The 12,293-nt window shown below is 40.6% G+C and carries 11 protein-coding genes and 1 riboswitch; of the genes, 4 read left to right on the top strand and 7 right to left on the bottom strand.

Annotated features, from left to right (window positions below):
- Positions 1–153 precede the first annotated feature (153 nt).
- From MKZ05_RS02540 to MKZ05_RS02525, 4 genes are all read left to right on the top strand, one after another.
- Entirely contained in the window at positions 154–414 is a 261-nt protein-coding gene (locus MKZ05_RS02540; RefSeq protein ID WP_003214275.1) for a GlsB/YeaQ/YmgE family stress response membrane protein, read from the top strand.
- A gap of 223 nt (positions 415–637) precedes the next feature.
- Positions 638–1,915 (top strand): Nramp family divalent metal transporter, encoded by a 1,278-nt coding sequence (locus MKZ05_RS02535; RefSeq protein ID WP_003214137.1) that lies wholly within the window; start codon positions 638–640, stop codon positions 1,913–1,915.
- A 70-nt stretch (positions 1,916–1,985) separates the two neighbouring features.
- Positions 1,986–2,555 (top strand): GNAT family protein, encoded by a 570-nt coding sequence (locus MKZ05_RS02530; protein WP_310026086.1) that lies wholly within the window; start codon positions 1,986–1,988, stop codon positions 2,553–2,555.
- Between the two features lie 98 nt (positions 2,556–2,653).
- Positions 2,654–2,917 carry a hypothetical protein gene (locus MKZ05_RS02525; RefSeq protein ID WP_003214365.1) on the top strand — a complete coding sequence of 88 codons (264 nt, stop codon included), beginning with the start codon at positions 2,654–2,656 and terminating at the stop codon, positions 2,915–2,917.
- Positions 2,918–2,956: 39 nt separating this feature from the next.
- On the opposite strand, the gene MKZ05_RS02520 is transcribed toward MKZ05_RS02525, so the two are convergent.
- From MKZ05_RS02520 to MKZ05_RS02490, 7 genes are all read right to left on the bottom strand, one after another.
- Complete coding sequence (locus MKZ05_RS02520; RefSeq protein ID WP_003214145.1) at positions 2,957–3,181, bottom strand: hypothetical protein; 225 nt, start codon at positions 3,179–3,181, stop codon at positions 2,957–2,959.
- A gap of 89 nt (positions 3,182–3,270) precedes the next feature.
- Complete coding sequence (locus MKZ05_RS02515; protein WP_339162339.1) at positions 3,271–3,717, bottom strand: hypothetical protein; 447 nt, start codon at positions 3,715–3,717, stop codon at positions 3,271–3,273.
- 222 nt (positions 3,718–3,939) lie between these two features.
- Entirely contained in the window at positions 3,940–4,449 is a 510-nt protein-coding gene (locus tag MKZ05_RS02510) for a hypothetical protein (RefSeq protein WP_050945533.1), read from the bottom strand.
- A gap of 14 nt (positions 4,450–4,463) precedes the next feature.
- The gene (locus MKZ05_RS02505; protein WP_339162335.1) at positions 4,464–6,062 is read right to left on the bottom strand and encodes a T7SS effector LXG polymorphic toxin; all 1,599 of its coding nucleotides are present in this window, start codon (positions 6,060–6,062) and stop codon (positions 4,464–4,466) included.
- A 194-nt stretch (positions 6,063–6,256) separates the two neighbouring features.
- The gene (locus MKZ05_RS02500; protein ID WP_335356141.1) at positions 6,257–7,978 is read right to left on the bottom strand and encodes a pyruvate oxidase; all 1,722 of its coding nucleotides are present in this window, start codon (positions 7,976–7,978) and stop codon (positions 6,257–6,259) included.
- 70 nt (positions 7,979–8,048) lie between these two features.
- Entirely contained in the window at positions 8,049–9,875 is a 1,827-nt protein-coding gene (locus MKZ05_RS02495; RefSeq protein WP_212046400.1) for an APC family permease, read from the bottom strand.
- A gap of 112 nt (positions 9,876–9,987) precedes the next feature.
- A riboswitch (cyclic di-AMP (ydaO/yuaA leader) is annotated at positions 9,988–10,135 on the bottom strand.
- Positions 10,136–10,204: 69 nt separating this feature from the next.
- Positions 10,205–12,292 (bottom strand): cellulose biosynthesis cyclic di-GMP-binding regulatory protein BcsB, encoded by a 2,088-nt coding sequence (locus tag MKZ05_RS02490; protein WP_339161261.1) that lies wholly within the window; start codon positions 12,290–12,292, stop codon positions 10,205–10,207.
- Position 12,293: the final 1 nt, after the last annotated feature.

Raw genomic sequence — 12,293 nt, 5'->3', positions numbered from 1 at the left:
TTTTCCTCCTTAGATGCTGCTGAAGTATTTGTTTGTTATTATACACAATCCTTTTCCATCATACGTATAGAACATTGAATCGGTTTCGAAAGGTTTGAAACTTTTTCAAAACGGTTATTGCTTAATACACAAACAAAAAGAGGAGTGATCAACATGTTAGGATTTCTGATTTCATTAGTTGTGGCGATTGTCATCGGCCTTATTGGCAGTGCACTCGCTGGAGGTAGTGTACCAGGAGGATGGATCGGTTCAATGATTGCAGGACTTGCAGGTGCTTGGATTGGTCATGGATTACTTGGAACGTGGGGTCCTAGTTTGGCAGGCTTTGCGATCATTCCAGCAATCTTAGGTGCAGCGATCTTTGTCATCATCTTAAGCCTGATCTTCCGTAGTGTGGGATCAAGGGTATCTTAAAAAAACAAATAACAGAGGAAGCAGTAGGGACACCGTCTATAAAGGCGGTGTTTTTTATGTGTTGGATTGACAAGGTATCTATTTTTTTCACTTACATATGATAAACAAACCTATTAGTTCAGATAGTTGACTTTTCATGAAGATGGGCATATGATGATTAAAAATTGCATCAAGGAAACATTTTGTGCCCAAGCAAAACTTTGTAGAATCTAGGTGATGACATATGACAAACAAATACATCGAGGCACAGGCACACATGTCAGAGGCAGCTGAGCGTGCACTTGAAGGAAAAGTCAAGGGATTTAGAAGACTCCTTCCTTTTCTCGGTCCTGCTTTTATCGCAGCCATTGCTTATATTGATCCAGGAAATTTCGCCACCAACATTGCGGCTGGCTCCAAATATGGATATCTCCTTTTATGGGTCATTCTCATATCAAATCTCATGGCTTTGCTCATCCAGTCTTTATCCGCAAAGCTTGGAATTGCGACAGGCAAAAACTTACCTGAAATCGCACGTGAAGAGTTTCCAAAGCCCGTTTCGATCGGTTTATGGATTCAGGGAGAGCTCGTCATTATTGCCACGGATTTAGCTGAGTTTATCGGGGCGGCACTTGGTTTATACTTGCTCTTTCGAATCCCGCTGCTTGAAGCATCCATTATCGCGGCTATCGGTTCATTTGCGATATTGGAGCTGCAAAGACGAGGATATCGAGCATTAGAAGCAGGTATCACAGGCATGTTGTTCGTTGTCGTGATCGCTTTCGCTGTACAAACCTTTGTCGCCAAACCAGATATCGCAAGTGTCGCTGGCGGACTGTTCATTCCAAAATTTGATGGCGCAGACAGCGTGCTGCTTGCAGCTGGAATTTTAGGTGCCACTGTCATGCCTCACGCAATCTACTTACATTCAGCTTTAACCCAAAGAAGAGTCGTCGGCAGAACGGAAAAGGAGAAAAAGCAGATTTTCCGCTTTGAGTTTTTAGATATCCTCATTGCAATGATCGTCGCCGGGGCCATCAATGCCAGCATGTTGATTGTGGCAGCCGCTTTATTTTATAAAAATGGTCTTTTTGTTGAAGATTTGGATGTTGCGTTTCAGCATTTTGGTACACTCGCAGGGCCTGTATCAGCCATCTTATTTGGTGTAGGTCTGCTTGTAGCCGGACTATCCAGCTCTTCTGTCGGTACATTGTCAGGCGACATCATTATGCAGGGCTTTATTCAATACCGGATCCCGCTGTATGTTCGCCGGCTGATTACCATCATTCCTCCTATTGCGATTATTGCATCTGGAGTGAATCCGACCTCTGCGCTTGTGATGAGTCAGGTCGTCTTATCGTTTGGGATTGCCTTTGCTTTAATTCCGCTCATTTTATTTACAAGTAAAAAACGAATTATGGGTGAATTAACGAATGCCCGCTGGGTGACAGGAATATCTTGGGTGATAGCAGCTCTTGTTGTAGCACTTAATCTCTTCTTAATTGTAGATACGTTTATGTAAAAGACCGTGTTGAGCTGTCTTTTTCTTTCCATTTGGTTATGGTAGAATTCCCCTGAGAGGATGTGGGTACATGTTTGTTTATCAGGATCAAGAGATATCCATGCGGCTGCTTGAGCCAAGAGACGCAAGAAGTCTGTATTTGCTCATCCAGCGGTCGAGAGAGCATTTACGTGAATGGATGCTTTGGGTGGATTCAACGCAGACAGAGGAAGACAGTATGGCGTTTATCCAAGGTGCGATGCAGCAAGCGATGCAGAACAACGGTTTTCAAGCGGGCATTTGGTCACATGGAGAACTTGTCGGCATCATTGGCACCCATCAAATTCATTGGATCAATAGAACCGTTTCAGTCGGCTATTGGCTCGGAGAAGGCCATCAAGGAAAAGGCATCATGACAAAAGCATGCCAAGCAGTCATTCGCTATTTATTTGAAGAGTGCGGGCTGCATCGTATTGAGATTAGGGCTGCTGTCGATAACCAGAAAAGCAGACGCATCCCAGAGCGATTATCCTTTTCGCTTGAGGGAATTTTAAGACAATGTGAATGGCTGGGCAATCGCTTTACCGATCATTGTGTGTACGCCCTTTTACAGCCTGAATATATGAAACAAAAAACGCATTCGATGAATCAGCCCACTTAATTGTGTCGATTGCATGAATTATTTTACAAAGTGAAGCTTTGTAGTATCCGTTGTGATCGGCATCTGATAAAATAGAAGGAAAAATCGAGGTATGATGTATGTCTCTTATTATTTTATTTTACTTATGGATTGTCCCTTTGTTATTTGGTATTTTCTTCTCCTTCCTAACAAAGAAAGCCACCTACAAACGCCGCTTTGTCCCATCCTATAGCATGATAGGACTCAGCATCGTTTTTCTCATTCTGGCACTCGTCTTTTCAGCCAGCCATTTTCTATTTATTTGCGGTATGTTCCTATTTGCCACCACCCTTGTTGGCACAGGCATTCCCTTATTCTTAGCCTTTGGAAAAACACCATCCTAAACAAAAACCACCTTTTCACGATGGAAAGGTGGTTTCTTTTTATTGAAGCGGCATTCGGTATGTCATTGTGGCATTTGGATGTTCTTCAATCGTCTTCATCATGTCTTGAAGGATCTCGGCTGCGCGATCATTTGAGTCATACTTGCCGAGCATCTTTGCCCAGGAAGTACTCCCCAAGATCATCCCTTCAATTTTTTTGCCGCTTACTGAGACTTCTTGGACATGAATCAGCGTTTGTTGGTTTTGTGTGAGGATCCATAGCATGGTTGTTTCTCCTTTTCAATTTGTAATGACTTCTATTTGATTTCTTCTCATTTTAAGCTTTTTTAACTGATAATTCATTTGACCATTGATCATTCATTGAATTTTTCAGCATATATTAAATCTGATTCATTAGGTTCTTCCTTATACTCTTTCACATGACCATCTTTATCATATTTTATGTAAGTCATCTCTCGGCCAGCAATACATTCACACTCATACTTTTTATTTCCATTCTCAAAAAACTCCACTTGATATCCCTCTGTAGTGTTCTTCCTCATATACCCTATTTTTTTCAAACTGCCATTTTGGTAAAACTCCACGTACTTCCCCTGTTTAATACCTTTCTCTACATAGAAATAACTTTCAACATGTCCGTTTTCGTACATATCATAGGCTAGTCCCGTAAATAGTTTTTCTTTCCCTCCTTGAGTATATTCTACAATCGCTAGTTCATAGGGTCCCCCATACTCTAGAGACTTTTCAAACTCAATACCACTTTCTACAACTAACTTCTTTGTCAATATATCATTCAATATTTAAAAACCCTTTCCGTTTCTATGTTTGAACAAAACAAAAAACAGCTGTAAAAAATTATATAATCCGTTTTCACTTGCTCATGAGGTGGCTTCTAGCACTTTCTTGATAATGAAAAATTCCTTCACCATATTCATCACTATCAAATAATTTTCTAAACTCCGATCAACACAAAAAACCTTTTAAGACATTTAGTCATCAAGGTTTTTGTATTTCATAATACTCTAATTCAATGCATCTTCTAATGTTTTCTTTTCATGTTCTAACATACCACTTATGATAATACCACATACTACTTCTTCTTTATCCAAAGCAAATCCTACTGTATCATTTTGTAAAATAGATACTGCATCATTTTCTGAGAATGAAATGAATACCTTATCCCTACCTATATACACGTCTAATTTACCTTTTTCGTCTATATAGGTATTATCATTAGATTCTTCTATCTGAAAACTCGGTACACCTTTAACCATAATTATATCTTCCATATCTAATTTCAAACTTTCCATTTTGTGTACATTTTCACTTAACGTTAGTGTAATTGAACGAATATTACCCGTATATTTCCCTAAACCTATTTCAATTAAAGATTTCTTGAAATCTCCAGTTCTCCAATATATCGTTGGCTCTTTTGATATATTCCAACTACCAAATTCTATATTAATCGGTGTATAAAGATCATATTCAATGTTGATAGGTTGACTGTCTTTATATTCTATTACTTTTAACATCATCATTTCTCCTTTTAAGGCATATACACAGCATGCTTTATTACTGGTAGCAATCCGTCTCCGCGAGGTTTACTAAATATTAATTCCCAATTACCTACCTTCATAATTTCTTCATATTTAATTCCTTGCTTGGCAGCATTGTTAACAGAGCTTTGGAAACTCGACAATAAAGTTTGACTATTTATCGGCATACCATGTGTCGTTGCATCTCTAGTTATATACTCAACCATATGTTTTGTCCCATTAGGGTGCACCCAGAACTTTCCATCAACTGTTGCTAATTCAAAAGATTTTGGGATTTTTGTACCTTCATAAAGTGGTTGAGTAACTTTTATATCCTTCCACACTGTACCATTATCCACATTTTTACCAGTACCACCTTTAATCCCCATCTTCCCATTGAACCCCTTCGCCCCAAACGGTAAAAGCATTCCCAGAGCCGCATTCATACTCGCTTCCTGCTGTTCTTTTGAGATCTTATTCCCAAACATATCACGCCCTGTAATCGCTTCGCTGAAGCCGTTGGTGGCGGTGAGACCATATAAGCCTTTTTGAGATGTTTTTAAGGCGTCAAAGGATTTTTGCGATGTCTTGTAAATATCGACTGCTCTGACTGCGGCTGATGTGGCTTGAGTTGTTTTATAGACGGCTTTACCACCTTTGAAAATACGACCTGCCCATCCGACGATTGGGATATAACCTGCTGCTGCCATACCGCCTGCTGCGACGCGCTGTCCTGCGGTGAGCTCTTCACCTGTGATCGGGTCAACGCCTGTTGCGGCGCGTTTTGCATCGTTCACGCCAGTCAGTTCATTGACGATATTCCCGCCATAATCAAGTGCTTTTTCATACCAAGGACGGTTGGCGAGTGCTTCTTGTTCCTTTGCGATCTCGCGGGCTTCCTGTTGTTCTTTTTTAATGTTGAGATATTCGGAAGTTTGCTTCTCAATATCGCTTTTTGCCTTGTAGATTTCGCTATTTTGATACGCTTTCTTGTCAAAATTCATAGGCGAAATGGCTTTTCCATCATTTGTGGCATTCATCATTTCCGTATACAATGCCATTGTAGCTTGCTGCTCCGTTTCTGACAAAGCATATTCATCTTTTAAATTTTGATCAAGCTCTCTTAGATCTTTGATCGTCTTTTTTCGCTCGTCTTCCGCATCTGCAATTTTTTCATCAAAGGTTTGACTATCAAATACTTCTAGAGAAATGAGGTCGTCGATGTCTTGAAAAATCGTTTTAAGCGCCTTTTTTTGATCCTTCACAATGCTTTTGGCATTTTTGATGCCCATATGTACAGCGTTGTCTAAAAAGTGTTCTTCTACGAAGGTTTCGCCGCCAAAACTCGTATCATCAAGTGTCCCAGAAACACCTTCATGAAAGGCTTTTTGCTTATCAATGAAGCTGATAAACATATCTACATTTCCAGCCAGTTCTTTATAAAAGCTTTTAATGTTATCGGCACCTTTTCCAGTGAAATCATCACCGAGGTTTGCCACGCCTTGAAGTGTCTTTTTCAAGTCTACCATTTGTTCACGGAGTTCCTGGTAGTGTTTTGCCCTTGCGTCCATGGCACTTGTTAGTGCTTTTGCATCAAGTATCTTGCCCAGAAGAAGTCACTCCCTCCATTATTGATCATAAAGTCTATTTTACCTTTCTCAGCGAATTGGAAAAATAGGCTTTAAGTTACAAAAATTATTTCCAAATATTTTAATAGAGATGAAGGCAAGTGACAATTGAAATATTTTTCCTAATCATCGCAAAAAAAGTCAGCCCTCTTTTCAGAAGACCGACTACTTTGTGTTTAGAAAAAGCGTTTGAGGCTTTTCTTGAGTGGAGGGATATCCAGCTCACCTTTTTCAAAGAATTTTTTCAATAAATATTTACTGAAGCCTGCTGCTTGGGTGTAAGTGATTTTCCCAGGTAACGGAGGTTCATTGGCGACAGCGACATCAATAATGACTGGTTTATCGGATTGAAGAGCTGTATCAAAGGCTGGAGCTAATTCTTCATGTGATGACACGGAGATTCCTTTGCCGCCACACGCTTCTGCAAACTTAGCAAAATCAATATCCTCCAGCTCTATACCATAATTTATGTTTCCTTTTACCTGTTGTTCATATTCAATCATCCCTAAATTGTTGTTGTTTAAGATTACGACAACGATCGGCAGCTTATACTTTACAGCTGTCACAAAGTCTTGCATGACCATTGTGAAGCCTCCATCACCACAGACGGCAATGGCTTGTCGGTTCGGTTCATTCAATTTAGCTGAAATCGCACCAGGTAAACCGCAACCCATTGTGGCAAGCCAGCTGGAGATAATGAAATCCTGCTGTTTCATTTCAAAATGACGTGCCATCCATACCGTGACATTACCAACATCAACTGAAAGAATGGCATTGTCCTCGACTGCTTCTTCTAGTCTAGCAATGACTTGCTGCGGTTTAATTGGTGAAGTAGCAACAGATTTTTCTTTATCCATTTCTTCTCGCCACTTCATCATATGCTCTGTACAAGCTTCAAGAAAGCCACGCTGTTCTTTATATTCAATGTAGGAAGTTAGTTCATGCAAACCACTCTTGCTGTCGCTCACAATTCCCACATCTACCGGATACCTTTTGCCGATTTGATCTGGTTTAATATCTAGTTGAATGGCTGGCGTGTCCTCTGGTAAGTAGTCTCTATATGGAAAGGAGGTGCCAAGCATAATTAAGAGATCACATTCTTCCATCGCTTCATATGCCGGCTTCGTTCCAATTTGACCTAAGTTACCTAAAAAGTATGGATGCCTGTCTGGCACAACCCCTTTTGCAGGAAGCGTGATGACGATAGGAGCAGCTGCCTTTTCTGCAAATGAAAGAAGCTCTTCTTTTGCATGTCTTAATCCTTTACCTGCTAAGATGACTGGCTTCTTAGCATTGTTAATCAGCTGAGCTGCCTTTAGCAATTGATCTTTCTTTGGCCGTACTTCTCCCTCAACATACAGAGGAGATGTATAGACGGGTTTACGCTTTATTTTTTGAGAAAATAAGTCATCCGATACGGTAAGAACTGCCACACCTTTATGGGTATAAGCTGCTTTGATGGCTTGATTCAATAAGTCAGGCAGCGCCTCTGCTGTCTGTACCTGCTGATTAAAGACAGCGACATCGTCAAACATTCGCTCCAATTTGATTTCTTGGAATGCGTCTCTGCCTACTTCGGCCGAAGCAACCTGCCCTGCAATTGCTAAAACTGGTGCACCATCTGCTTTTGCATCATACAGCCCATTTAATAAGTGGACAGCACCCGGCCCAGCGATTGATAAGCAGACACCAAGTTTACCTGTTAGTTTGGCATCAGCCGCCGCTGATAGTGCTGCCACTTCTTCATGTCTCGTTTGGATAAATTTTATTTGGCTTGATTCATGCCTAAGTTCTTCAATCAATTCGTTTATACTGTCGCCGGGCATTCCATAAATATGTTTCACGCCCCACTCTTCCAGTAGCGCTGTTACTTCTTTTCCTGCGGTTCTTTGCGGCATGTGAGAAAACTCCTTTTTTCTTACTCCATACCACCGCATCCTTTTGATCAAACGTTTCAACCTGCTCCTGCTACTTTTTAAAATGATAGGGCAGGGTTGCCACCACAATATCCCGCTTCCATAATAGGCGGAATCTTAATAAAAAGGCAGATTGATTATGCAAAATGGTGTGCCATCTTTTTTTCGGTATAAATTGTGGCACGAGGACCATCACTTTATATTGATGGGCATTTGCTTTTGTCTCAACTGTCTCAAGAAATTTATCTAGCGGGTGAATGAGGCTTCGATAGGACGAATGCAGCATCACAAGCCGTACACCGCTATTAAGTTTTTCCCAATCTTCTTCAATTTTCTTATCCTTTTCTTTATCAAAGGATACATGAACCGCTATGACTTGCTCTGATAAAGATTTTGCATACTGAACAGATTGTTCAACAACACGTGTGACTCCTGCTATCGGTACGATGACCACATTTCCTTTAATCTCAACTGGCTCTGTTTCATTCAATAAACGCAGTTGTTCTCCCACAGACAAATAATGCTTTTTAATGGAATGAAAGATAAATAAAACAATAGGCAGGAAAACAAATATTGGCCATACGAGATGGAACTTGGTCAAAATGAGAATCATAAAAACTGTAAAAGAAATCAGTGCTCCGACGATATTGATTGGCATTTTCGTTTTCCAGCCCTGCGGTTTTTCACGAATCCACTTCACACACATGCCGGTCTGCGACAGGGTAAATGGAATAAACACACCGACAGCATATAGCGGGATGAGATGTTCTGTCTTCCCATCAAACAACCAGATGAGCAGCATAGAGGCTACGCCTAGAAAGATAATGCCATTAGAGTAACCAAGCCGGTCTCCTCTTACAGTAAACATACGCGGCATATATTTATCCTTTGCTAAATTGACAGCCAATAACGGAAAGGCTGAAAAGCCGGTATTTGCCGCTAATATTAGAATTAGCGCTGTGACTGCCTGAATCACGTAATAGAAAAACGTACGTCCAAAAGTGTCTGACGCAATTTGTGATACAACCGTTTCTTCTGGCTTTGGCGAGATGCCGAAACCAAATGCAAGCAATGTGACTCCCACAAATAAAACAGCTAGCAATCCACCCATCATCAACAATGTTCTCGCTGCGTTTTGTGCAGCTGGTTTTTTAAAGGATGGAATCGTATTTGAAATGGCTTCTACTCCAGTCAGAGCAGAACAGCCAGATGAAAAAGCTTTTAATAACAAAAATAATGTAATGCCTTGTACGTGTGTGCCTACCGCTGTATGTTCAGGTGCTGGCGGTACGCCGCCTGTTAATAATTTAAAACCGCCTACTCCAATTAATATAAGGAGTGAAAATACAAACAAGTATACAGGATAAGCCAGAATAGATGCCGATTCTGTTAATCCACGGAGGTTGAGCACCATAATCACGATGACCAATACAATTGAGATCAAGACATGATATGGATATAGTGTTGGAAAAGCCGATGTGACGGCATCGGTCCCCGCTGAAATGCTCACTGCTACAGTCAAAATATAGTCTACAAGCAATGATCCGCCAGCGATCAATCCCGGTTTTTCACCTAGGTTTCTGCTAGAGACGATATATGCCCCGCCGCCTTCTGGATAAGCATAAATGATCTGGCGGTAAGACAGAATTAACGCCATTAAAAGAATTAATACACAACCTGCAATCGGGAGTGAGTACCAAAATGCTGCTGCACTAACGACAGAAAGTACAATTAAGATTTGTTCTGTACCATATGCAACCGATGATAATGCGTCTGATGACAATAATGCCAACGCTTTGATTTTTGATAGTTTTTGTTCTCCTGCTGCCTGTGATTTTAATGGTTTACCAATTAAAATACGCTTCATCAAACTGTACATGTGATGCCCGCTCCTTTAGTGTCAAACGATTTAAGTTGCAAAAGATGGATCGCCAAAAAGACACAGAGGCAATAGAATGCCCCTGTGTCTATTGTTTAGATCACAGGTTGGTCTTTGCTCTCTTTAACGCTTACGAGGTTAGCTGACGGATTCGGGCGCATGAGACTTTGCCCTACCTTAAAAGGATTCACCCCACATGGTGTTTTATACCACCAAAATTGGTTCCCCCGCTCATCGAAATGATTCAGCGATTGGTCTTTTATAAAAGAGATCATACTCCCGTTTGACACCAAAGTAAAGAGATTTTTTCGAGGTCTTTTGACCGTTTATTAATCAGACTTTTTGCGGTTTTTTCGTACGAAATAAACAATCATCACAACGACAAAAATGATCAGTACAGCGATACATGCAAAGTAAATCCAAGAATCACCGACGCCTTGCTTTTCACCTTTTTTAAGATCATTTTTTGCATTGCTGACTGTTTGGTGATTAGAGAACACATCTTTGTTTTTGCTTTCTATTGCAACTGTTGCGGTCTCAGTATTTGTTTGAAGGAATCGAATCACTTCATTTGATATATCAGCGTCAGCTGCCGTCATTCCTGAAAAAACGGTCATGGTTTGTTCTTTATTCCATACGGATGGCTGCGTCCATACAATACGAGCTGTTGTTTCGTTGATCATGCCAAATGAGGATACATCATATTGACCCTTTTTCGCTGGAACGATGAGATCATCTGCTTTTTCTTTTAAAAGAGAGAATGTCTGGATGCCTCCGATGAAAATGAGAGAGTTCTTTTTCAATTGTTCATTTGTCACATTCGATGCTTCAATTAAATGATATTGAGCAGCTTCCGGCTGACTAAATGATTCGGTCAGCATAGCCATTTGATTGATTGAGGCTTGATTGATTTGATCTGGCATAATGATCAATGTGTTTCCTTGCTCCGTTTCTGAAGTGTAAGGAAGCGGCCATGCGGCTAAGTCCGGTGTATCACTAGTTGTTCCTTCTGGTATTTGAAGAGAGCTGTTCTTATCAATGTAAATCCAGCCTTCTTCATCTGTATGTCTACAGGATTCCATGTTTTTAAAACCTGTTGTGACAAACTGTAAGTCCACATATTCGTTCTTTTGAAGCACTTGTGAATCTACTGGAATCGACACATGGTAGAACCCATTCTCATCTTTGTTTCCTAGTTTTGTTAACGGTACGTCGTGCGGTTCGTTATTGATCATCACTGTTAGACGCTCTGCTTTGTTCGCTGGATCTGATTTTTTAAATGATAGATTTAGTTTTGCACCTGATTTTTGTTGAGCCATTAATGCTTTCGGATAATAGTAATGATCAGATGCTGTCTTTTTGGTTCCAACTTTGACATCATCTGCGCCAAAATCTATTAAACGAATATGATGCGATGGCTTAGAAGCACTAGCTGTCACCTTTTGCAGCAGCAAGTCTGTTCCAGTGAGCTGACCTGTCAGTTCTGGCTGAGTCAAGACATTGATTTTTTCAGCAATTGTCTTTGGCTGCTTAGCAGTGACAAATAAAATGGGCTGTTCTTTTTTCTTTGCTGTCAGGGTTCTCACCGCTAACGTAAGTTGATCGCCTTCTGTTTTAATTCCAGCCGCTTGCTCGAGCGATTTTATTCGTCCATTCCAGCTTCCTTTTGCTCCAACAGCAATAGTTGGGTGCGCAATTTGCTCGACGTCCTTTTCTTGAACGAGTTTGAGGTCTGCTAGGCGGTCTTTGTTTTTCAACGTACGATATACTTTCATAGCCGCTTCTAATTCAGCCGCTTCTGGTTTATTTGGAATCACAATATCTGTTTGTTCTTCCTGATCACCTGATGGAATAAATGGTGAAGGGAAGCTGTCTAACGTCACGTCTTTCGTTTGAACTCCTTTGAACGCCAGCTCACTTTCAGGATATACTTTCAGCCAATTGGCAGGCGTCTCTTGGTTGATACACACACCTTCTTTTAACACACCATAAAATGCGAGCTGAATTTGATGAGATCCTTTTTTCAGTTGCGTTTTGTTCAATTTGATTTGAATCGATTTTTTTGGGTTTTTCCCTGATACAGGGATCGTTTTTTCAATCTCTCCATCGATCATCACTGTGAAAGATGATGGCGATATTAGTAATGGTGAAGCCTCTATATTTAATGTAAGAGTGCTAGACTCTACTTTTTCTTTCTCCATTTGATAGGAAAATTCAGTGCGGTCTTCTTGACCATACAAGGTCACCACATCTTCTGATAGATGCTGCGTTTCTGTTTGATTTCCTTTTGATGAGTGAACCCAATCGTCTTTCACTTGTACTCGATTGGATTGCGCCATTGCTTGACTTGCCATGAAAAAAGGCTGAATGGCAAGGGATAGCGCTAATATTAAAAACATCCATTTGACCGATTTCAAT

Origin of the sequence: Bacillus sp. FSL M8-0277, from assembly GCF_037975305.1 — a bacterium.
GTDB lineage: Bacteria > Bacillota > Bacilli > Bacillales > Bacillaceae > Bacillus > Bacillus pumilus.
The sequence above is the reverse complement of the archived record's forward strand: the minus strand, read 5'-3'. Positions and strand labels throughout refer to the sequence as shown.